23 protein-coding genes are annotated in these 23689 nt (G+C 38.9%); 13 read left to right on the forward strand and 10 right to left on the reverse strand.

What is annotated here, in order from left to right; all coding sequences use genetic code 11:
* Nucleotides 1-10 precede the first annotated feature (10 nt).
* Genes ilvB through ilvA form a run of 4 tightly spaced genes read left to right on the forward strand, consistent with a single transcriptional unit; the run spans nt 11 to nt 4633 of the window.
* Nucleotides 11-1756: a biosynthetic-type acetolactate synthase large subunit gene (gene ilvB / locus E6C50_RS15885; protein ID WP_136404225.1), complete on the forward strand. Its 1746-nt coding sequence runs from the start codon at nt 11-13 to the stop codon at nt 1754-1756.
* Nucleotides 1757-1768: 12 nt separating this feature from the next.
* The gene (gene ilvN / locus E6C50_RS15890; protein ID WP_136404226.1) at nt 1769-2287 is read left to right on the forward strand and encodes an acetolactate synthase small subunit; all 519 of its coding nucleotides are present in this window, start codon (nt 1769-1771) and stop codon (nt 2285-2287) included.
* A gap of 34 nt (nt 2288-2321) precedes the next feature.
* Nucleotides 2322-3368: a ketol-acid reductoisomerase gene (gene ilvC / locus E6C50_RS15895; RefSeq protein WP_136404227.1), complete on the forward strand. Its 1047-nt coding sequence runs from the start codon at nt 2322-2324 to the stop codon at nt 3366-3368.
* Between the two features lie 2 nt (nt 3369-3370).
* Nucleotides 3371-4633 carry a threonine ammonia-lyase IlvA gene (gene ilvA, locus E6C50_RS15900; RefSeq protein ID WP_136404228.1) on the forward strand — a complete coding sequence of 421 codons (1263 nt, stop codon included), beginning with the start codon at nt 3371-3373 and terminating at the stop codon, nt 4631-4633.
* Nucleotides 4634-4720: 87 nt separating this feature from the next.
* On the opposite strand, the gene E6C50_RS15905 is transcribed toward ilvA, so the two are convergent.
* The 7 genes from E6C50_RS15905 to E6C50_RS15935 form a co-directional block, all read right to left on the reverse strand.
* Nucleotides 4721-5938, reverse strand: a complete 1218-nt coding sequence (locus E6C50_RS15905; protein WP_136404229.1) for a lanthionine synthetase LanC family protein — start codon at nt 5936-5938, stop codon at nt 4721-4723.
* A gap of 11 nt (nt 5939-5949) precedes the next feature.
* Entirely contained in the window at nt 5950-6900 is a 951-nt protein-coding gene (locus tag E6C50_RS15910) for a T3SS effector HopA1 family protein (RefSeq protein WP_136404230.1), read from the reverse strand.
* Entirely contained in the window at nt 6893-7990 is a 1098-nt protein-coding gene (locus E6C50_RS15915) for a phosphotransferase (protein ID WP_168732843.1), read from the reverse strand. The genes E6C50_RS15910 and E6C50_RS15915 overlap by 8 nt, the downstream gene beginning before the upstream one ends.
* 71 nt (nt 7991-8061) lie before the next feature.
* Nucleotides 8062-9441, reverse strand: a complete 1380-nt coding sequence (locus E6C50_RS15920) for a hypothetical protein (protein WP_136404232.1) — start codon at nt 9439-9441, stop codon at nt 8062-8064.
* A gap of 351 nt (nt 9442-9792) precedes the next feature.
* Nucleotides 9793-10539 (reverse strand): LytR/AlgR family response regulator transcription factor, encoded by a 747-nt coding sequence (locus tag E6C50_RS15925; protein WP_136404233.1) that lies wholly within the window; start codon nt 10537-10539, stop codon nt 9793-9795.
* Complete coding sequence (locus E6C50_RS15930) at nt 10532-12262, reverse strand: tetratricopeptide repeat-containing sensor histidine kinase (RefSeq protein WP_136404234.1); 1731 nt, start codon at nt 12260-12262, stop codon at nt 10532-10534. Before E6C50_RS15930 ends, E6C50_RS15925 begins: the two co-directional genes overlap by 8 nt.
* A gap of 42 nt (nt 12263-12304) precedes the next feature.
* The gene (locus E6C50_RS15935; protein WP_136404235.1) at nt 12305-12763 is read right to left on the reverse strand and encodes a hypothetical protein; all 459 of its coding nucleotides are present in this window, start codon (nt 12761-12763) and stop codon (nt 12305-12307) included.
* A 370-nt stretch (nt 12764-13133) separates the two neighbouring features.
* On the opposite strand from E6C50_RS15935, the gene E6C50_RS15940 reads away from it, so the two are divergent.
* The 9 genes from E6C50_RS15940 to E6C50_RS15980 all read left to right on the forward strand — a co-directional run bounded on the left by E6C50_RS15940 (nt 13134) and on the right by E6C50_RS15980 (nt 20658).
* On the forward strand, nt 13134-13343 hold the full coding sequence (locus E6C50_RS15940) for a hypothetical protein (RefSeq protein ID WP_136404236.1): 210 nt from the start codon (nt 13134-13136) through the stop codon (nt 13341-13343).
* 14 nt (nt 13344-13357) lie between these two features.
* A complete protein-coding gene (locus E6C50_RS15945) occupies nt 13358-14104 on the forward strand; it encodes a hypothetical protein (RefSeq protein ID WP_136404237.1) in 747 nt (248 codons plus the stop codon).
* A 186-nt stretch (nt 14105-14290) separates the two neighbouring features.
* Nucleotides 14291-16282, forward strand: a complete 1992-nt coding sequence (locus E6C50_RS15950) for a GAF domain-containing hybrid sensor histidine kinase/response regulator (protein ID WP_136404238.1) — start codon at nt 14291-14293, stop codon at nt 16280-16282.
* A 64-nt stretch (nt 16283-16346) separates the two neighbouring features.
* Complete coding sequence (locus tag E6C50_RS15955) at nt 16347-16712, forward strand: response regulator transcription factor (protein WP_136404239.1); 366 nt, start codon at nt 16347-16349, stop codon at nt 16710-16712.
* A gap of 26 nt (nt 16713-16738) precedes the next feature.
* The gene (locus E6C50_RS15960) at nt 16739-17560 is read left to right on the forward strand and encodes a hypothetical protein (protein WP_136404240.1); all 822 of its coding nucleotides are present in this window, start codon (nt 16739-16741) and stop codon (nt 17558-17560) included.
* Nucleotides 17561-17570: 10 nt separating this feature from the next.
* The gene (locus E6C50_RS15965) at nt 17571-19001 is read left to right on the forward strand and encodes a glycosyltransferase family 2 protein (RefSeq protein WP_136404241.1); all 1431 of its coding nucleotides are present in this window, start codon (nt 17571-17573) and stop codon (nt 18999-19001) included.
* Nucleotides 19002-19194: 193 nt separating this feature from the next.
* Complete coding sequence (locus E6C50_RS15970) at nt 19195-19698, forward strand: restriction endonuclease (RefSeq protein ID WP_136404242.1); 504 nt, start codon at nt 19195-19197, stop codon at nt 19696-19698.
* Nucleotides 19698-20174 carry a TIR domain-containing protein gene (locus tag E6C50_RS15975; protein ID WP_136404243.1) on the forward strand — a complete coding sequence of 159 codons (477 nt, stop codon included), beginning with the start codon at nt 19698-19700 and terminating at the stop codon, nt 20172-20174. Before E6C50_RS15970 ends, E6C50_RS15975 begins: the two co-directional genes overlap by 1 nt.
* Nucleotides 20175-20307: 133 nt before the next feature.
* A complete protein-coding gene (locus tag E6C50_RS15980) occupies nt 20308-20658 on the forward strand; it encodes a DUF1622 domain-containing protein (RefSeq protein ID WP_136404244.1) in 351 nt (116 codons plus the stop codon).
* Nucleotides 20659-20854: 196 nt separating this feature from the next.
* On the opposite strand, the gene E6C50_RS15985 is transcribed toward E6C50_RS15980, so the two are convergent.
* The 3 genes from E6C50_RS15985 to mnmE all read right to left on the reverse strand — a co-directional run bounded on the left by E6C50_RS15985 (nt 20855) and on the right by mnmE (nt 23678).
* Nucleotides 20855-21379: a hypothetical protein gene (locus E6C50_RS15985; RefSeq protein ID WP_136404245.1), complete on the reverse strand. Its 525-nt coding sequence runs from the start codon at nt 21377-21379 to the stop codon at nt 20855-20857.
* Between the two features lie 150 nt (nt 21380-21529).
* Nucleotides 21530-22234: a hypothetical protein gene (locus E6C50_RS15990; protein WP_136404246.1), complete on the reverse strand. Its 705-nt coding sequence runs from the start codon at nt 22232-22234 to the stop codon at nt 21530-21532.
* Nucleotides 22235-22289: 55 nt separating this feature from the next.
* Nucleotides 22290-23678, reverse strand: a complete 1389-nt coding sequence (gene mnmE / locus E6C50_RS15995; protein ID WP_136404247.1) for a tRNA uridine-5-carboxymethylaminomethyl(34) synthesis GTPase MnmE — start codon at nt 23676-23678, stop codon at nt 22290-22292.
* Between the last annotated feature and the right edge of the window lie 11 nt (nt 23679-23689).

A 23689-nucleotide genomic window follows, 5' to 3' on the forward strand; every position in this document is an offset into this window, starting at 1 on the left:
TGTGATTGATATGATGGAAAAACGACATATAGAGTCGGATGAGGTAAGCTTATCGGTAAATAGAACCGGTAGCCAGGTTATACTCGAAATATTTCGGAATGAAGGAGTTACAACCCTTTTTGGTTATCCGGGTGGTGCTATTATGCCATTATATGATGCTTTGTACGATTATAAAGGAAAATTAGAACACATACTGGTACGCCATGAACAAGGAGCTATTCACGCAGCTCAGGGCTATGCACGGGTATCCGGAAAAGTTGGTGTCGTATTGGCAACCAGCGGACCGGGTGCAACTAATCTGGTTACCGGGCTTGCCGATGCCTTGTTAGACAGTACACCTGTAGTTTGTATTACCGGTCAGGTGTATGCCCATCTTTTAGGAACTGATGCTTTTCAGGAAATCGATGTGATTGGGATTACCACACCGGTAACCAAATGGAATTGTCAGGTAACCGATGCCGAAGAACTTCCGGTAGTATTAGCCAGGGCATTTTATATAGCCCGATCCGGAAGGCCGGGACCCGTTGTAATTGATGTTACCAAGAATGCCCAATTACAAAAAATAGTTTTTGATCACTATACACCATGCAATTTTCTCAGAAGTTATAAACCAATAGCCGTTCCGAATATAGAATGTATCGCGCAGGCAGCTATGTTAATCAACATGTCAAAGCGTCCTTTTGCAATTATCGGACAAGGGGTTTTACTGGGAAAAGCAGAAATTGAGTTGCGGCATTTTATTGAGAAAACCGGTATTCCGGTAGCGTGGACAATACTGGGGATGAGTGCGATTCCAACGGATCATCCACTGGCGGTAGGGATGGTTGGGATGCATGGAAATTATGGCCCCAATTTGTTAACGAATGAATGTGATGTGTTGATTGCGATCGGGATGCGTTTTGACGATCGCGTGACAGGCCGTCTGGATCGGTATGCCACCCAGGCAAAAGTAATTCATCTGGATATTGATCGTGCCGAAATCCATAAAAATGTAAAAGCTGATATTCCGGTGTGTGGTGACTGTAAAGAGACGCTATCATTACTAAGCGGACTTGTTATTTCCAATACACACAAGGATTGGTATAAACGCTTTAAAGATTGTGCCGTGATAGAAAATAAAAAAGTAATCCAAAATGAAATTTACCCTTCCGGGGATGTGCTAACAATGGGAGAGGTAATTCACAATCTTAATAAACTAACCAAAGGTGAAGCGATTATGGTTACCGATGTCGGACAGCATCAGATGATAACCTGTCGTTATGCGCATTACAAACACTCGAAAAGCAACATCACCAGTGGCGGACTCGGAACGATGGGATTTGCTATTCCTGCTGCTATCGGGGCTTATTACGGAGCTATGACACGTCAGGTGATCGCGATTATGGGGGATGGAGGTATTCAGATGAGCATACAGGAACTGGGAACAATCATGCAATTTAAGCCCAATGTAAAGTTACTAATCCTGAACAATAACTTTTTAGGGATGGTACGGCAATGGCAGGAGCTTTTTAACGAAAGTCGCTATTCCTGCGTGGCTATTGAAAGTCCGGATTATGTTCAGGTAGCCCGAGGGTATAAAATTCCGGGAAAACGGGTGGAAAAAAGAGAAGACTTGCAAAATTCATTAGAACAAATGCTTCATCATAAAGGGAGTTACCTGTTGGAAGTCGTAGTAGGAAGAGAACATAACATCTTCCCGATGGTACCACAGGGAAAAAGTGTATCGGAGGTTGTATTCAATAAAAATGAAATTTAAAATGCTATAGAAATGAATCGAAAACAGGAATTTACGATCACAATTTATACCGAAAATGCTAACGGACTTATCAATCGTATTGCGTTGTTATTTTTTAAAATGAAAATCAATATCAATAGTATCAATGCCGGACCAACCGAAGTTTCCGATATTCAGCGGTTTACGATTGTTGTTGTGGATACCGATGATACTATCCGCAAACTAGCTTATTTATTAGAAAAACAGGTAGATGTTTTAAAAGTCTATTACTATACCAATGAGGAACTTATCTGGCAGGAAATGGCTTTATATAAAGTACCGACAAAAATAATGGTTTCCAGGACACAGGGGATACAGATTTTACGGGAATACAAGATCAGTATACTGGTCATACGTAAGGATTATACAGTATTTGAAGTCACCGGACACCGGGATGAAATTAACGAGCTTATGGAAGTTTTAAAACCATTGGGACTGGAAGAATTTTCAATAAGTTCCCGGATTGCAGTAGCTAAAAATGGATATGGATTACATCGGATAATGGGGAAATAAACAAAGAAAATAACAATCTAAAAAGGGAATTAATATGGCAACATTGTATTTTGGAGGCGTAGCAGAGCAGGTCGTTACACGGGAAGAGTTTACTTTGGAACATGCCCGTGAAGTATTAAAAGATGAGGTGGTAGCAATAATTGGGTATGGTGTACAGGGACCCGGTCAGGCACTGAATCTGCGGGACAACGGGATAACGGTTATCGTTGGGCAACGGAAGAATTCAAAATCCTGGGATAAAGCGATACACGACGGATTTGTGCCCGGAAAAACCCTGTTTGAGATTGAAGCCGCATTGATTCTGGGGACGATTATTTGTTATCTGTTAAGTGATGCCGCCCAAATTGAATACTGGCCAAAAGTAAAAAAACACCTCACATCGGGTAAAGCCTTATACTTTTCACATGGTTTTGGTATAACTTTTAATACCCATACCGGAATTGTTCCACCGTCGGATGTAGATGTTTTTCTGGTGGCACCAAAAGGTTCGGGAACGTCATTACGCCGAATGTTTTTAGAAAACCGGGGATTAAACAGTAGTTATGCGCTCTATCAGGACGCCACCGGAAGGGGAAGGGAGCGGGTTGTAGCTTTGGGTATTGCGATTGGAAGTGGCTACCTGTTTGAAACAGATTTTAAAAAAGAAGTCTATAGCGATCTGGTGGGTGAACGGGGCACTTTAATGGGAGCGATTCTGGGACTTTTTGCGGCACAATATGAAGTATTGCGAAAAAACGGGCATAGTCCATCGGAGGCATTTAATGAAACCATCGAAGAACTGACTCAGTCGTTAATGCCGTTGGTGTCCGAAAACGGAATGGACTGGATGTATGCCAATTGCAGTACAACGGCCCAAAGAGGAGCGTTGGACTGGTGGAAACGTTTCCGGGATGTGAACCTGCCACTTTTTGAAGCCTTGTACGAGAGTGTAACCACCGGACAAGAGGCACAGCAGGTTATTGACAGTAATAGTAAATCTGATTACAGAATCCGACTTGAAGCGGAATTATCAGCGTTACGGGAAAGTGAAATGTGGCAGGCAGGAAAAACGGTTCGCAGCCTGAGACCAGAAAACAATTAGTTATGAAAAGCAATGCGTATTTTCCAAAACTTGAGGCTATTCGTATGGCAGCGGGTAATTTAAAAAAAGAAATCCACAAAACACCATTGCAGTATCATACGAATTTATCGACGGCATTAAAAGCCAGGGTAAGTCTGAAACGGGAAGACTTACAACCGGTACGTTCCTATAAAATAAGAGGTGCTTATAATAAGATGATTTCGCTTACGGCGGAGGAGTTGCAAAAGGGAATCGTATGTGCCAGTGCTGGCAATCATGCTCAGGGAGTGGCGCTGGCTTGTAAGAAAATGAGAGCCAAAGGAACCATTTTTATGCCGCTAACGACTCCAAAACAAAAACTGGAGCAGGTAAAAATGTTTGGAGAAGAGTATGTCACGATACTTTTATCGGGAGATATTTTTGATGAAGCCAAAGAAGCCGCACTGACTTTTTGCAAGGAACACGACGCTGTTTTTATTCATCCTTTTGATGATCCGGCTGTTATCGAGGGACAAGCGACCATAGCATTGGAACTACTCGAACAAGCTAAGGAACCGATCGACTATGTTTTTGTGCCAATAGGAGGCGGTGGACTGGCAGCGGGTATCAGTGCCATATTTCAAATGCTTTCGCCGGAAACCCGAGTGGTGGGTGTCGAACCGGAAGGAGCAGCCAGTATGTTAAAAGCCGTCGAAAGCGGCAAACCGGTACGCTTAAATACGATTAGTCATTTTATAGACGGAGCGGCCGTGCAACAGGTCGGTAATTATACATTCGGAATATGTAAGAATACCTTACACGACATTATAACCGTTCCGGAAGGATTGGTTTGCGAAACGATACTTTCGCTTTACAATAAAGATGCGATTGTAGTGGAACCGGCGGGTGCTTTATCGGTTGCGGCACTTAAAAGTTATGATACGGAAGAACTGGCCGGTAAAAATATTGTATGTATTGTTAGCGGAAGCAATAATGACATCACCCGTATGGAAGAAATCAAGGAAAAAGCGTTGTTATACAAACAGTTGAAACATTATTTTCTGGTGAAATTTCCGCAGCGACCGGGGGCTTTACGTCATTTTGTAATGGATGTACTGGGACCGGACGACGACATTACTCATTTTGAATATACCAAGAAAAACTCAAAAGAAAAAGGAATAGCGATAGTTGGGATTGTGGTCAAACAGTATGAAGATTTTGAACCGTTACGATCTAAAATGAAAGAATATGGCTTTTATGCCAATTATTTAAACGATAAGCCTTTATTAATGAATTTGCTGGTTTAAATTTGTCTAAATAAACAATCCTGATTTTTTACGATCAGGATTTTGAGTTTAAAATAGTATATGGAAACAAATTATGGCCCCATTTTTTTAACATCCGGGTAAGAGTAACGATTTGTGTTTTTCCGAATCAAATAATCTGAGGTAAAAATAACCGGTTCCGGCAATTCCCATCATCAACCCCGGTGTATATTGACCACTATTGACACCCGTTGGCCACGGAAGCCGGTTTGTTTTGTATTTATAAATTCCCGCTGTTCCTACCGTTTCTGCCAGTTGATTGCATTCCGGACTGCAGTCCAGCAGTATTTCGGCATTTCCGGCAATACCATGACATAACGAATAATTGGTATGGTGGAGATTATCCATAAGATTGTGGTAGACATTGTCTTTTGTGGTCGTCAGTGCGACAAACATTTCCTGTTCAAAAGTACTATCCGGTTTTATCTGATTTGCTTTTAATCGGGATAAAGCAATACCCGGCGCGCCATGACACCAGGCCAAACCGCAAACCGTATTGTAGGTTGTCGATACGCCATCCCTAAAATCCGGCCAGTTGTGTTGCGTGGCATCAAACGATTGTCTTTCGTAATTGAAACCACCTGTCGCAGCTTCCAGAAATTGCGGGTTTTCTGTTGCTTCATATAATTGAAGCAGTGCCAGTGCAATACCTGACGATCCGTGTGAAAAACCGGTAAGGCTCTTTTGCGACGGAACGGTACGCCAGGACCATACGTCCTTATTTTTTTCAGCGGAATGATAGAGCAAATCACCAAGTGCGATGGCCTTATTCAGAAGTACAGGATTAGTATAAGTCTTGTAAACATCCAATAATACAGGGATCGTACCGGCAGCACCGCTAATCACGTCTATTTCATATGATTGTAATGCAGTGGTTGGAATACTTTCGAGTAATTTGATCCCCGCGGCAACAATTTCGCTTCGCTCCAGTTGACTTCCAATTTTGATCAATGCGGCTGCAATACCCGGTTTCCCGGAATAAAAACCGTGATCGGGTGCGGTATGCATCAATGATGTCATCTGCGACAAACAACCTTCGATCGTTTTTAAAAGTATGGGATCTTTCTTTTCCGAATACAAAGCGGCTAAAAACAATGCGATACCGGAAGTTCCGGAATAGATATCGGCACCGAATGTCCGTAAAATGCCTTCGTATTTTCCGTTAACGGCTTCCATCGAATAACCTTGCCAGGTACAGGAATCGCCCTGCCATATACTGCTTTTGATAAGTTCACAGGCAATGTCCCAGGCGGTTTCCAGAAAAATGGTTTTATCGGTTGTATTCATGCTCTTTGTTTTTAATTGAACAGGATTTTGGATCCTTTATTAAGGTGAGTTGTCAATGGATTAATCCCTTTTTTCTGAAAAGCAATTGCTATTTCGCGAAGGATGGCCTCAGACGGTAATTTTTTTGATGCGGTTTTAAGTAATGTTTCCGCCACGATAGTCATGCGATTCATACCAAAGCTTTCCTGTGCGCTTGGGTTTTCGGCTATACCTACGCCTTTACTGTGGCGATAGGAAAAAAGCGGAACATCTTCTTCAAGATACGGTTCCATAGCGGTAACCAGTTCAGGCAGTACCCGTTCCAGAAGCGGCATAAGACTGTCGTCGATATATAAAACGGCGGCATCACGACGAAAATAATGTTCCGGATGACTCAGGCATTTAAAAAGAAAAGGAATGTTATACTGATTCAACCGGGTTGTCAGAATGTCAAGCAATACGGGAGCACCTTCACACGTACAATTCCAGTAAATGCGAACCAGTTTTGTGATCGTATCCATAGGCGCATTACTAAAAGCATAATAAAAAGTTGGTTGCCGGTAACGGTCTTCTTTTGGGAAAAGCACCGAAACGGTTTGTTCTCCGGGAGCAAGCTTTTTTATAGCGGACGCATTTACGATTTGTTTTTCATTGTTTCGGACGATCCCGACATAGCCGTTTGTATAGGTTTGTTGCACTTCCCAACCCTGTTCCAGTTTTTCTTTGGTATGGTTGTTTTGGGAAAGAAGATGCATAAAACCACTGGCATCCTTTTGTAGAAGATCAAAATTTTGTAGCGGTTGTAACTGATAGCGTTCTTTTAACATATAGCATTCTGAATAAAGCAAACTGGTTAGTACGATAACAGCGTTTTCAGACGTAACCGGAAAAGATTTTCCATTGTAATGGATAAGCATAGCTTCGATTTTGATTTGATCAATAATCCGGGTTAGCTCTTTAAGTATTGTTTTATCTTTAAACATGATGAAATGATTTTATAGTAAAAAGTTCGTCCAGTGCAGTCATTGGATCTTTCATAATGTTATAAGCCAGTTGGATACAACGCATATAATTGGCTTCAATCTTACTGTTAAAAGTAGTTGCTTCCACGCTGGTTTGAATAATCCTTGCGGCAGTGAGTCGCATAACTTTGTCGTAAAAATAAGGGTGGTATTCGGTTGGATAGCCTTGTAAGGTTATATATTCCTTTAGAAAAGCCTCTGCCGAAGGTTGCAATTCCCGCATATCAAAAGGTTTCATATAATCGGGTAGTGTATTCGAGTAAGGATTGGCATTGTCAAAACCCAACACCCATATGGAAATATAGGACTGCAGAAGACCGGCAACATCCCAAAGCGGATCGCCAATATCGGCCAGTTCCCAGTCGATCAGTTTTTGAGTCAGTTGATTGGTATCATTTGTTGTTACCAAAAAATTGATCCATTTGATATCCCCGTGAATCAGATGGGTATATTGCCAGGAATTGGCCAGATCGATAAGAGCATTTTGTAAAACGCTGTTGTCTTTGATCAATTGTATTATTTCGGTACTAGCCTGGTTTCCGACAAAAAAGTCAGTGGCTCTAAATTGATGTAGCCGGAGTACCCAGGGTAATATTTTGGGAAATCCGGAAGTGTCGGTTTTGACATCGGGTACAACATGACATGCCGATAGTATATGGGCTTGCTCGCGCGGAAGCGCAAGATCGAAATTTTTAGTGAGCATATAATACTCGGATAGATTTTTAGCGTCGGGTAGCAGCCTTGTAATCAGAATGTTGTTTTCATCATCATAATCGAGCATATCCGGAACAAGATGGGCCAGCGTCGAAAATTCGGTATTGTTTTTAAATAGGGCATAGGCGTTTATTTCCCGTTGAAACTGACTTACAGATACCGGATCTTTTTCCATTTGTTTGGCAAACAGAGAGTTGTCTTTTTCAATCATTATTTTTAAAATCGTATTGCGGGTATTGGCGGGAATTACCATAAAATTTCCTTTTACAACGGCATCATTATCAATAAGCTGTCGTTTGTGTAAAAAGCGGTATATATTTTCGGGTGTTAGTTGCATAAGTGGGGACATTTAAGTAAAAGGGTATAATACCGCGGAGCAAAGCTCCGCGGTAAGAAAGCAAAAGTGTATTAACAAACAATTGGAATTCCGGTACAGCTCATTGTTGGAACACAAGGCAATGACGGAACACAACCTGCTGTATTTACACAGGAACTAACGGGTAAGGTTGGTAAGGCGCCAGTATTTACGTCGCCTGACTGACAACCCGGGATTAGTGTTGTAGGGTGCAAACATCCTGGTATCAGAGTTGTTACATGCTGGCAACCCGGTAGTAAAGTAGTTGGGAAACCACCTTGCTGGGCACCGTTACAAATAAACGGGATACCGGTTACACACGAAGTGATGGTAGGTACACACTGTCTGGTTGGGATACAAGACGCTACGGGAATCGTAGGAACGTTGGCTGTACCTTGTACACCACCTGACTGACAGCCTGGTAGTAAAGTCGTAACGTGCTGGCAATTTGGAAGCAATGTTGTTGGGAAACTTCCCTGTAAAGCACTGTTACAAATAAACGGGATACCGGTTACACAGGAAGTGATTGTAGGAACACATTGTCTTGTAGGAATGCAGGATGCTACCGGAAGGGTAGGAACAGCGGCATCGGCTACGTTTGATTTGGACAACATTACCTGCGAATCGTCCGACTGACAACCTGGTAGTAATGTTGTAGGATGCTGACAACCCGGTAATAGCGTAGTAACGTGCTGGCATCCCGGAAGTAATGTCGTCGGATAGCCTTGTACGGCACTGTTACAAATAAACGGGATACCGGTTACACACGAAGTGATCGTAGGCACGCACTGTCTTGTTGGAATACAAGAAGCTACCGGAAGTGTTGGTACCGATGCATCTACACCACCACATACCAATGGCGGTAGGGTTGGCATACAAGGTCTGGTTGGTCCGCATACCGGAGGAATGGTAAAGATATTCCCCTGATTCAGGTAATTGTTGTAAATATCCCCTTTTAATAAAGAAGAACCACTTGCTTCATCGAAACCATTTCCGGAATGGAAGGCCAGAATGCTGGCAAATTGACTGTCGTCGATATCATTTTGGATACCTGTAAGTACTAGTGGCACTTCAAAATGATGGCTAAACATAAAACATTTCCATCCCATAATCGGAACTTCCACACATGGGTTTGCGCCCAGATCAAAACTAAAAACACCACCGGCTTCGTTAAAGTTGGTGATGCTTATCGTTAGTTTAAAGCGGCTTAAAGGCTGCCAGGTGTAGCTAACATTTGAATTAAAATTAAACGTTTTGCTAACATTTCCAAAAGGCGTATTAAATCCAACGGAAATGGTAACCATTCCTTTAACGGCACTGGCGCTTACACAGACGCTACAGCCTAAAAAGGAAGGTGAACACCACTGAATGGCGTTTATGCTGTCGTATCCTTCATATACGGCACCATTTTCTACGATTGCTATTTTTGACATGATTTGTTGGTTATATAGTTGCCTACTCTTTTTTAGGGTTTTTCGGCATACTTCCCTGTACGTTATTTCGGTTGACTTAGTAGAAGATGCTTCCTGTGAGCTGGCATAAACGGGTTAATTATATGCAGAATGGACAGGAATAACATTGTTTCATACCAGTTCGGAACACAAAATCTGCTAGCTTTCTTTTGTTTTCGATACTAAAATTACGGTTGCGGGATAGCGCTTTTTAAAGAAATGATATGAGGACGGGAATTATTGACATGAAAGCCGGAAATCACTGTATGGAAAATCGAGCCATAAAAAAACGCCTCCGGTTTGGGAAGCGTTATCGATATAGCGTCGTAGTGTTTATTTCAGGATGTTGAATTTTCTAAGGAAATCCTTGTGCTTATCGCTAAGGGTTACTTTGTGGTTCCCTTGCAGAATCAGCAGGTTTTCGGGAAGTACGATCTCTTCAATCTTACTTGTATTTACAATATAATTCCGATGCGTGCGTACAAATTTGCTGCTTTCCAACAGTTCGCTTAACTTGGTGAGCGAAATCATAATAACAAACTTTTCGTGTTCGGTAATGATATTGCAATAGCGTTCTTCGACTTCAATATAGATAATAGTGTCAATGCGTACTTTTTTGAGTGTGTTTTTCTTTTTTATAAAAAGTGAATCAGTACTCACCACCGTATCCTGATCGTCACTAAGAAAAACATTGGTTTGCCCGTAAAATTTTTCGATGGCAATTTCCAGGGCATATAAGATTTCCAGTTCGTTAAAAGGCTTTAGTAAAAAACTAAAAGGCTTGGTCAGTTTGGCGCGATCAAAGATTTGCCGGTCGTTCGAGCTCGTCAGAAACACAAACGGTCGGACGGCATCAGGCGTAATGTTTATCGTTTCGGCAAAGGCGATACCGTCGGGATTTCCGTTTAGGAAAACATCAATGATCACAATATCGACCGTCTGTTGATAAAACAACGCTAAAGCCTCACTAAAAGTTCGGGCCACACCGGCAATGGTATAGTTGTTTTCGGTCAGTACCTGTACCAGTGCCTCGCTTTCCGCCGGAGTATCTTCTATAATAAGGACGCTTACATTATTCATTTGGATTCACTTTTTGTAACTGTATACGGATGGTAGTTCCTTTATTTTCGGTGCTTTCAATTAGCATTTTTCCATCGTTTTTACGGATCATATCGCTACAAAGCTGCATTCCCAGACCGGTACCGGTTTTTTCATGCGTTCCTTTTTTAGCAGCACTAAAGGTTTCATTATTCAAATGATTCAATAGTTCTAGAGGTATTCCCACACCGGAATCTTCGATACAAAGGATACAATGATCCGCTGTAACCTCAGCCGTAATAAAGATACGACCCTTTTCGGGAGTAAACTTTATCGCATTATCCAAAAGATTTCGCAATACGATTTTTAACGAACTTGGATCGGCCAAAACAAAAGCACTTTTTGGGACCTGATTTTCAAAATGAATGTTTTTATCGGTCAGCAGCGGCTTATAATTAAAAGCAACCTGTTGTACGATCGAAAGTAGGTGTACCGATTCCTTATGGAAATAAAACTGTTTGGTTTGCAACATGGCCCAATGAAGCAGATTGTCCAGTAAGTTATAGGAACCGTTGGCGATGGCACTGTTGTGATGTAAGAGTTTATCCAGTTCGTGATACTCTTTATTTTCGAGGCTTTTTAATAATTTGTCATTGCTGTTTTTTAAGGCATTTACCGACGAACGCAAATCATGACTAACAATGGAAAATAGTTGGTCTTTTGAGGCATTTAGTGCATCCAGTTCATTCTTTTGCGATAAAATGATTTTATTGGTTTTACTCTTCTGACGGTAAAAGTAGATACCCGTTCCAAATAGGATCAGCAATAGTACGGAAGAATAAAAAAAGCCATTCCTTTCGGCAATTTTAAGCTTGTTTTCGGCTTCAAGTACGTCGATTTCTTTTTCTTTTTGACGAACGGTAAACCGCTTTTCCAGATCGGCTATCGCCCATATTTTATTTTGATCATTAAGCGAATCCCGCCAGTTTTCATATTCCTTCCGATAGGTTAGTGCCGTATTAAAATGCTTATTGTTTTCGGCTACCACAGCCATATTGAGCGCCGCATTCATTTTGAGCTGCGGATCTTTAATCTTTTTGGATAGCGCGTAGGCTTTTTCAAAATAGGGAATTGCCAGATTGTCTTTATATTGTTCGTAATAGAGGTTGGCAATGTTCATATACGCAACGATAAGCGATACGGTGTCTTTCTCTTTTTGCAATAAAGCAAACCCCTCGGAAAGGTAGGTATCCGCATCTTTAAAATCGTTGAGGTGCAAATAGGAGAGACCAATATTATGGTATACGACACCTTTTTTAAAATCGTAACCGTTGGCCGGTGGCAGTTTGTTAATTTCAGTAAAATAAGCAATCGCTTTTTTATAATTGCCTTCTTCAAGGGCGATTTCACCAAGATAAAGATTGACTTTATAATAGAATTGAAACGCTTTGGAGATGGTTTCAAATTCCTTTCGCGCTTCATGATTCAGTACTTTATTTTTAAAACTGAATCCCCTGAAATAATGACAATAGTCCGCAACTTCGGTAGTGTTTGGCAAAGCGAGTTGCTTCATCGAATAGACCAAAGTGGAATCCCAGTTTTTCTCAAGAAAAAACTGAAGCGCTTTATAAAAATAGCGTTGGTCCTGATACTGCTTTGCTTTCTCTTGGATTACAGCATTCAGGGAAGACTGTTTTTGCGAAAAAAGAAAGGAGGGCACTAAAAGGAACAGGAAAAAAAATACGGATTTGTTGTTGGAAATCATAGGGTGTCTTTAGGAAACACAGATTGATTTTCGGTTTGCTGTTTAACTTTGTAATACCTGTGTTACGGTTCCTCTGGACGTTCTCGGATTGGCGTCATCCGGGATAAGATCTTCAATACGGGTTGTGATAATTTCTATTTTATCACTTTCAGAAAGCGGATGCAGGTAATTAACATACCAAGGGTAATATTCCGGAGCGACCAGTTCGTTACTATTCGATTTTACAACCAGTTTTAATTCGTTTTTCGGGGGATTATCCAGATCCTGATAAAGTGTAATCGGTTCTTGTCCTAACAAGGTTTGCGGAATTAAAACAACGATTTTGATATTGATCACTCTTCCGTTGACGTTATTCTGAATTTCAGCGGATACCATAGGTTCCAGATGATCGGCAGTTCTCACAATACCGGAAAGTCCCATACTTTTAGTATTGATCTGTGTTATTTGTAGAGGCTTTAACCGATTGAGGTTTTTGCTTGCTTTTTGTGTTGGTGCATCCATAATAGTAAGGTTTAGTTTGGTCGAAAGTGGTAATTTATACGGCGTATAAAGATAATTGATTTATTTAACAAATTTGTTTTTGGTATTGGGTATTTAAGTAAAGAATTTTGCGGAATAAAACGTTGTATTTGTTAAATAGAAAATCTTAAAATATTACATGAAAAGCATGAGTATTCAAATGTTGTTTTTTTGAATGTATTTGAATCATAAGATATTTTTTGGATAAAATCGAAGAATATTATTTTTTGTCACAATACTCAAAAATAAAGACGGTGTTTTTACTTATGTTCTGATATTGATTTATTTATTATTTTTCCATTTTTAAATAAAGAGTGTATGGAAAAAAAAAATAGTTGCATATTCACCTCAAATGAAAGGTGATTTAGATGATGATTATACATTATTTGAGGATGGTCAAATTCTCCATGAATATGATGCAAACAGATATCCGGGAGGGTACAATTTAAAAAGATATTTAACCGCAAAGGAATTAAAATATGGAGTAAAAGAGAGATTATTTAATGCGGCTTCAAAAAGTGACAAGGAATTAGTTCGTAAACTACTAGATTTTAACGAATAGTTATTTTATTTGACATGTCAAGATTTGATTTAAACGCTGAAGAAGTGTATGAAATTTTACAGAAGAAGGGAATAAAAAAATTATATCATGCAAATACAGTAGCGACATCTCGTTTGTATTTAGAAAAAGAATACCTTCTTTCAAGACAATATGTTGAAGACAATAAGTTATATCAAACGTCTCAATATACTGATGATAAAGATAAATTATTAGGAATATATGATGATATCTTTCTAGATATGGTCGATATACACGATTATTTACGCAAGCCGAACTTCTATGGACCATTTTTATTTGTCTTTTCAAGTGAGATATTGCGATCTAATCTATTTTCAACTGTTAGAATAACCAAGAAAAACCCTGCTAGTTGGAGTTTAAGTGAGAATGAAGATAATTGGTATTATTCTGAAATTAAAGATTTTGAGATAGACTATATGTCCGGGAATAAAGTACTTGATGTAGGGAAAATGATAATCATTAAAAAGACTAATAGTAAATTGTCATTAATTCCTCATTGTGTAGAATTTATATTGGATAATCCTAATATTGTTGTTGTTGATCATGAAGGTAAAGAATCTTATATAGTTGATGTGGTGAAAAAATATTTTTATGAAGTTTTTCCTGTAAATAAATATGATCATATAATAAAAAGTATTAGGCATAAAAATGTATTATTAAAGTGCTCATGTTGGAGGAAATATAACTATAAATTTAAGACTGATATAAATGATTTTAGAAGATTGTTTCATAAAACTCCATAATGATAGAATGGTTATGACTTATAATCATAACACATAATATTAGGGTACAATAATTGAAAAAAAACACGCTTTCTGATTACAGGAAGCGTGTTTTTAATTAGGAATAAATAATAGTTGTTAACAAATTTTTTTGCGACCTTTTTTCTCAAATTATTTTTGTATTTATGCATTTTCCCAATTGACACTATGAATACCCAACCCTATCCCATCCCTGAAAACGAACTGGAACGCTTAGCAGCACTAAAACGCTATAATATCCTGGATACGTTGCCGGATAATGCTTTTGACGATGCTACCAAATTGGTTTCGTATATCTGTGGCGTACCCATCGCTCATATTTCTTTTATCGATGCAAGCCGACAATGGTTTAAATCGGAAATTGGAATCGGCGTATCGGAAGTACCAAGGGAGATTTCGTTTTGTCAGTATACCATTATGGAAACTAAAATGGTGGAAATCAACGATACCTTTTTAAACGAACAGTTTAAAGATGATCCGAATGTGACCGGAGGCTTTAAAATTCGGTTTTATGCCGGAATTCCACTTACCACACCCGATGGATACAATATTGGAACGCTTTGTGCGATCGATCACGAGACCAAAGAACTCGATGAAAACCAGCGAAATGCGCTTTCAATCGTAGCAAAACACGTGATCAACCAATTGGAATTACGAACCAAAAATATCGAACTGGCGGCTCAGAAAAAAATTGCCGATAGAGCAGTTTTGGCAAAAGACAGTTTCCTGGCCAATATGAGTCATGAAATCCGAACGCCCTTAAATGCCATAATCGGTTTTACCGATCTTTTGGCGCAGACAAAACTAGATACCGTGCAGCACGATTATATCGATAGCGTACAAATAGCAGGTGAAAATTTATTATTGATCATTAATGATATTCTGGATCTTTCCAAAATCGAATCCGGTAATTTAACCATTGAATCCGAACCGTTTAATTTAAAAAAGACACTAAAACAGGTCTATAAGCTGTTAAAGGTTAAAGTTTCTAACGACATTGAGTTCAATCTCTTTTTAGATGCCGATATGCCGGAACACGTCATTGGTGATCAGGGTCGACTAAACCAGATTTTGGTAAACCTTGTCGGAAATGCACTTAAGTTTACTGAGGAAGGTGACGTAACCGTTTCGGTAAAAATGCTGGAAGAAACGGAAGACTATTATTCACTTAAATTTTCGGTAAAAGATACAGGAATTGGTATTCCCGAAGAAAAACTAAAAACGATTTTCGAACGTTTTACACAGGCGGAAGAAAGTACCACACGACGATTTGGCGGTACGGGATTGGGTCTTAGTATTGTAAAACAGTTAATCGAACTACAACATGGCGAATTACAGGTAAAAAGTAAAGTTGGACGAGGTTCCGAGTTTTTCTTTGTACTGAACTATAAAAAATCGGATTATATCGAAACCAAAACCGAAGCGGCAGCCGGAGAAAGTCTTGGTAAACTTAGAATATTGCTTTGCGAAGACAATGTTTTAAACCAGAAACTGGCCAAAAGCGTGATTCATAATTTTGGTTTTGATTTGGATATAGCCGAAAATGGCGAAATAGGAATCGAACTACTGTCAAAAAAGAGCTACGATGTGGTACTGATGGATCTTCAGATGCCGGTTAAAGACGGATATCAGACCACAGAATACATTCGAAATGAAATGAAATTGACCCTTCCAATTATAGCCATGACAGCCCATTCGCTTATTGGCGAACAAGAGCGTTGCTATGAAGCGGGAATGAATGCCTATGTTCCGAAACCGTTTAAACAGGCGATGCTTCTGGATGCGATTAAAACGGCTTTAAATCCGGAAAATATACCAACACGCCGAAGAAAAGTTGATTTGTCTTTTATTGACGAAACAGCCTGTGGCGATCAGAATTTTAAAAAGGAAATCATCAATCTGTTCATCGAAAAAATTCCGGTTGACGTAGCAAACCTTAAGGAAGCTTTTTCCAGAGATGACTATGATGCGGTAAAACGACTCACACATAATATGAAATCCAGCCTGGATATGTTTATGCTGGCCGATCTTAGTAATTGTTTGTCCGTTATCGAAGCAGAAGCCTTACTGGAACGTTTTACAGCAATGGGAGAAGATGAAATCAACACCCTGGAAAGCGGAATTGTTGACGTAGTTAAATATTTAATAGAAGTACAATAAAAGAACGATAAGAGACCGCTTGGTCTCATTTATAAACGCTCGCTCCAAAATAAATATAAAATCGATGAGAATAGTTTTAGCGGAAGACAATGACATCCTACGCAAATCATTATCCTTTTTCTTAGAATCGAAAGGGTATGAGGTCGATCAGTTTTCAGATGGTAAAGAAGCATTGGAAGCCATTGAAACCAATAATTACGATTTGGTACTAACCGATATCAATATGCCGGGTAGTAGCGGAATGGAAATTACACAATACATCCGCCAACGGATTCAATCGGATATTCCGGTAATCATACTCACTTCTTCCGGTGTAGAACAAACCGAATTGGATTCTTTCGACATAGGAGCCAACGAATTTATTGCCAAACCGGTTAGCCCGGCGGTGCTTTTAGTGCGTATAAATAAGTTATTGGGTATTCGTATTTAATACAATTTATAATATACGCAGCTACAATGAAACACCTTTGGGAACTTTACACACATGGTACATGGAATGAACCTTTTTTAATCGGATCCATTTGCCTTTTTATGGCAGCTTCCGTTATCTTGTATGTATTGATCATTAGTAGTCGGAATAGCCATATAAAAAATGAAAGACTTCGTACGGAATACGGTTTACTAATCGACAAGCTACTGTTTATGGTGGTTTTTGAAGACCTTCCGTTTTCGGAAATCATTCAGAATGAAAACTATAAAAAACTAAAGGACAACCGCTTTTTTAGAGAATTCACCACAGAATCGGTTATCAATCTTCATAAAAATTACGAGGGCGTTTATGCGCGCAAGCTGGAACAGTTTTATAAGGATTCCGGATTAAAAAACGACTCCTTAAAAAAACTTAAAAGTTCGAAATGGAATGTTCGTTGCAAAGGCATTACCGAACTGGCTGAAATGAATGTTCACGAAGTTTTTGATACCCTACTGATCAGTTCCAAAGCGCGGAACAAAACCCTGCAAATTACAGCCATCAGCGCTTGTATTAAACTGGAAGGTACAAAAGGAATCATACACCTGACCAAACATCCGTATCCGATCGACGACTGGACGCAGGTCAATATCATAGCGGCGTTTAAAAAGCACGATGTTGGCGATACGCAGGGCATTGAAGAGCTGTTGGAATCCAAAAATACTACTGTAGTGGCGTTGGGATTAAAATTGATCAAAGAGCTAAAACTGACGCAAAAAGTACCGTTTGTCGAACAATTGGCAACACAGGCACCAAACACTTTTCTAAAATATGAAGCGCAAAGCGTATTGCAGCAATTAACCGATTAACCCTGGGCAGATGACTTTTTTAAGTGATGAACTACTATTTTTTATCGATCTTTATTTAAACCTTATTCTGGGTTATGCAATATTGATCATGTCTTCCTACCTGATATTGGCCTACTTGTCCGCAAAAGAATTGCGAAGCTATCTTAGAAAGAACAGTTTTGTCGATTATGATGTATTGTTAACGAGTGAATTTGCACCCAAACTGTCCTTAATTGCACCAGCCTATAACGAAGGGTTTACGATTGAAGAAAATGTAAAATCCTTATTATCATTAAATTACAACAACTATCAGGTGATTGTAGTGAACGATGGAAGTAAAGACGACTCGATGGAAATTCTGATCAATACCTACGATCTGGTACTGACAGATTTGGAGGTACATTCCAAAATTGAAACAAAGAAAATCAAAGGTTTGTACCGCTCCCGAAATGCAGCGTTTAAAAAACTCATTGTAGTCGACAAAGAGAACGGTGGTAAAGCCGATGCACTAAATGCAGGACTCAACATCGCCGAATATCCCTATGTGGTTTGTATTGACGTCGATTGTATTCTGGATAAAGATTCCTTACTCAAATTGGCAAAACCCTTTTTGGAATCCTACGGCAAGCGGATTATTGCCACCGGAGGGGTGGTTCGGATTGCGAACCAATGTGTGATTAAAAACGGCCGTATGGTCGAAGTCAACGTTCCGGATCGTATGCTATCCCGAATTCAGGTTTTGGAATATTTACGCGCCTTTCTTTTGGGAAGAATGGCATGGGGAAGACTGGATGGTTTATTATTGATCAGTGGTGCTTTTGGTGCGTTTGATAAAGAAATCGCCTTACTGGCGGGAGGCTATAGCACCAAAACCGTAGGCGAGGACATGGAGCTGGTCGTACGAATGCGTCGTTATATGCTCGAAAACAAATTGCCGTATTCGGTGAGTTATATTCCCGATCCGCTATGCTGGACCGAAGCACCGGAAGATTTTAAGATCTTTAAAAAACAGCGAAGCCGCTGGATGCGTGGCACCATTGAAACGCTTAGTTTCCATAAAAAAATGTGCCTGAACCCGAAATACAAACTTTTGGGTATGATCAGTATTCCGTATTGGACGTTATTTGAATTTCTGGCGCCCGGTATCGAATTTATCGGCGTGGTCACGACACTAGTATTTTTAGTATTAGGCTTACTTAACTGGCATTTTTTCTTTTTATTGGTTTTGTTTGTCTATACTTTTTCGATTTTCTTTTCGGTTATCGCCTTATACTGCGAAGAACGTACCTACCATAAATACCCCAAACAAGCCGATTTTTTAAAACTCTTGTTGGCAGCTTTTATAGAACCGTTCTATTTCCATCCGTTAACGGTATATGCCGCTTTAGTGGGCTATAAAGACAAAATAAAAGGTACCAGTGGTTGGGGCGAAATGACCCGGAAGGGGTTTACGAAGAAGTAGGGAAATGAATTTCGAAATAGTTTTTTTTGTTTAATCCCGTAGTATTGGGTATTAGTCGTAAACAACTCAAAAAGAACATTATTGCTTTAAAAAGACTGGAATTGTCATAATTACTACTGAAAAATACCCTGTTTTTATTTCGTATCTTTGAGAAAGGTTGATTTTTTAGCATCTATAATTTTCAAAGCGAAGTATGTATTTAACTTTTGATGAAATTGCTGATGGTGATCATTTTGAGGATTTGGTAGCAGATTTTTTTAGAGCGTTAACAAGTGACAACGAAAATAATATTACTAATGTTGAAATCTTTCCAACAGGAACAGGTACAGATGGCGGTAGGGATATTTTAATTGAATTTGATTTATCAGACGACATAAAAATTTTTAAGCGGAAATGGGTTGTACAATGTAAATTTCATGATGCAACGATTTCACCGGCAGCAATTCAAACCGTCAATATTCCAACACTAATCCATTCGTATGGTGCTTCAGGATATTTGCTTATCTGTAAGAAGCGGCCTACTTCAGGATTGACTAGTTTGTTTGAAAGATTAAATACGGAATGTAAAAACAGTTATAAATACGAATGTTGGAATGGCAATCTGTTTTTGAGCAAATTAATTATGAAAAAGAATTTGCATCCCTTGTATTTTCCAAGATATAATGACTATATCAATTCATTTAAAACAAACTTATAATGAAAGTTTTTTTATCCTATTCCTTAAACAATAAGGATCAGTTTATATTGACATTATTAGCCGAAGAATTGACTTCCCGAGGGTTTTCGATTACTCAGAGTAGTGATTTTAATACGGAATTGAGCTCGATAACGAAGAACAATATTACTAAATCTAATTTTTTTATTGGTCTGATATCAGGAAAAGGACATGAAATAAAAAGAGTGGAAAAGGAATGGCGATTAGCTAATAGTGCTACTATTCCCGGTGTTTTGATTGTAGAGGACACGGTTCCCATTACGATGTATCTTAAATCGCATTGTATTTTTTTTAATAGAAATAATCCGTATCAGACAATTGAGGAATTGAATCGGAAGATTGAAAATATGAAAAGCAGTATTAATAACGATTCAAATGCCTGGCCATGGATATTAGGAGGTGCGGCTCTAATAAGTCTTATAGGTTTATTAAATAAAGACGAAAAGAAAATATCATGACATCAGGTTACAATAAAACCTATAAATTCATTGTAATCCCGATAACACGAATTAGAAATTCGCATATATAAAAGTAAATCCCACCATTTGGTTGGGATTTTGTATTTTTAAATACTAGTATAAGTAAGTAAAAATGGAAGAAATTAAAACATATATCGAATATGTCGCCAAAGGAATCGAAATTGCAGGGATTATAACCATAATTATAGGAGTTATAATCGCGATGGGGAAGTTTATTTTTACGTTACAGGGAACCGTTCCGCGTTCGTATAAAATACTCCGACAGGAACTCGGTAAAGGAATCTTACTTGGTTTGGAAATCTTAGTAGCGGGTGATATCATCGGAACGGTGGTCACCGAACCAACCATGGATCGTGTGTTATCATTAGCTATAATTGTATTAATCCGAACTTTTTTAAGTTTATCGCTCGAAGTTGAAATCGAAGGTAAATTTCCCTGGCAAAAAAAGGATATAGAGGAATAAGAAAAAACGGTATCGTTGTAGGGCGCAGAATAAACAGTATTCCGCTTTTCTATTCGAATAACAGCTGTGAGATTATTGCGTTGGTTTTCGATCGGAAACATGAAAATAATCGAATCCGGACCTTTAATCCTAAATAACAGTAATAATACTGCTTGTTACAGGCAAAAATGCCGATTCTTCAAGGGTTATATTCTATTTATTTCAAATACTCTTTTAAACTCCATTCATCATTTGGCTCTAAATAACGCGCTACTTTTACAGGTTTACCCAAACTATGCAAACGTAAGCTTTTGTCTTCATCACCATCTACATGTTTCCATTCTTTAGCATCTGAACTCACTATAAAATCAGAAACAATTTTTAATTCATCATTAATTGAAGCGACTAAAAAACATTCGTTTATTTTTTTTATTGATTCATTTGGGTTTGAAAAAGAAACATAGCATGCCCATACGGTACCATATTTTTCATTATTATGTTCACTTATTTTAAACAAATAGCGAGGTGCTACTGATAAATTTGCATTCTCTTTTATCGACATTTCTAAAATCATAGATAAGGGCTCAAACTTCTTTTCTGCCAGAAACAAATCTTCACCACTAATTTCTAAAATTTTATCTACTAAAATATTATGTTCAATTAAATTTCTATTTCGTAATAAAACTTCAATTTTTTCTTCAGTATCAATAAAATATTCTATAATTTCTTTTACTTCTTTCATGGTTATTATATGTTAAATAAATCCCGATAGCGCGGATTTGTAATCCGTAAATTTAAAAAAAGAATTCCAGTAAATAACGAGCCGGTAATTTTACAAAAAAATAACACCTGAGAGATGTCGATGATCATGCGTCAAACTATTATAAGTAACTTATGTACTATGTTCAATTATGTAAAGTGCGTTTGATATTCTTTCGGCAAATTCGTTGTCAATAGTTTCATAATAGAAAAATCTCTGCTCTAGTAACTCTTTTTTGTTGGTCAGCCACATTTGAAGTGTGGTAATAGCAGCTTGGTCAAGTCCTTCCGACTTGTTGCTTATTTTTATCAGGTCGTAGTAATAGGAGTCGAGCAAGTCGATCAGGTTTTTAAAACTGTTGTTGTCAAAAGTGATGGGCCAGTTATCGAGAAGAGGATTTATAGTCTCAAACAATTTGTAAATTTCTATAAAAAGATCATTGTCAAAGTAATTTTGGTGTTTTATACTATCGATCCACCAGGCCATTAAAAAATCGTTAATCGCTTTTTGCTCTTCTGCTGGCCAGGTTTTCCATTTAGCATAGTGAAGTTTTCCTAAAACAACAAAGGTGTCAACGATGAAATCGGTTGTTGATAGTAACTCAAAAATCCGGGGTAAATAATGTTTAAAATCATTAGTGTTTCCCCAGGTTGTCATGGCCTTAAAAGCATACCTCGAAAGATCATCACTATCTAATTGCCGAAGCTCTTTTGTGTGTATTTTTTCCTTATCGGTAGAAGAAAGACAACAGGGACAACCTTCCATTGTTCCATTAGATGGATAGTATGAAAAGGTCGCGTAAAGTCTTTCGATTGCTGTTTTTAATTTGTCTGTCACTGTTTTTGACGGTTACTATTTAAGGTTGACACTAACCTGTTTGAGTTTGTTTAGACTATTTCCCAATACAAAAATTCGCAAAAATATTTCCAAGCAATTCATCATTCGTCACCTGACCGGTAATTTCACCAAAATAGAATAACGCCTGACGGATATCAATCGCCATAAGGTCGCTGGAAAGATTCGATTGCAATCCCCATTGTACTTTTTGGATTTCTTCCAACGCTTTTAATAACGAATCGTAATGACGGGTATTGGTCACAATAGTCTCATTGTTACGCAACGCTCCGGTGTTGACAAACGACAAGAGTTGTTCCTTTAACGTCTCAACGCCCCGGTTTTCTTTGGCGCTGATCAATAAAATTCCCGGGATTTCCGTTTCGATAACGGCTTTATCCGCTTCGCTAATTTTATCTGCTTTATTTCCGATAACCAATAACGGTTTTAACGGAAACTGGTTTTTGATCTTTTCGATTTCCACCTGAACAGCTTTTAGATTACCGGTAATGGAAGAACTATCAACCAGGTAAACAACCACCTGAGCCTGTTCCATTTTTTCAAAGGTTTTTTTAATTCCGATACTTTCCACATAATCGGCCGTATCGCGAATCCCGGCGGTGTCGATAAAACGAAATCCAATTCCATTGATCACTAATTCATCTTCGATCGTATCCCGCGTCGTTCCGGCGATATCCGACACAATGGCGCGCTCTTCGTTTAACAACGAGTTTAATAAAGTCGATTTACCAACATTTGGTTCACCTACAATGGCTACCGGAATTCCGTTTTTGATCACGTTTCCTACGGCAAATGAATCGATCAGTCGTTTTAAGACAAATTCAATGCGGTTTAGCAGTTCATAGAATTGTGTTCGATCAGCAAATTCAACATCTTCCTCTGCAAAATCCAGTTCGAGTTCGATTAATGAGGCGAAATTCAATAGTTCTTCGCGCAATTTCGCAATTTCGTTACTAAAACCACCACGCATCTGTTGCATTGCGATCTGATGCGACGCTTCGTTATCCGAGGCAATCAAGTCGGCTACAGCTTCGGCTTGCGATAAATCCATCTTTCCGTTTAAAAACGAGCGTAAGGTAAATTCCCCGGCATTCGCCATTCGTGCGCCTTTACGAAGTAGTAATTGTATGATTTGCTGCTGTATAAAAGTCGACCCGTGACAGGAGATTTCAACAGTATTCTCACCGGTATAGGAATTTGTTCCTTTAAACAACGATACCAAAACCTGATCCAATACCTTATCGCCATCCACAATATGCCCCAGATGTAAGGTATGGGTACGCTGTTTGGTCAGATCTTTTCCGGAAACCGATTGGAAAACCGATGCCGCAAGTGTAAGGGCCTCTTTTCCCGAAATACGGATTACAGCAATGGCACCAGCTCCCGAAGGTGTCGCCAACGCAACTATAGTATCGTGTGAAATCATATGGATCAAGC

The organism is Flavobacterium supellecticarium (assembly GCF_004801375.1).
Lineage (GTDB): Bacteria > Bacteroidota > Bacteroidia > Flavobacteriales > Flavobacteriaceae > Flavobacterium > Flavobacterium supellecticarium.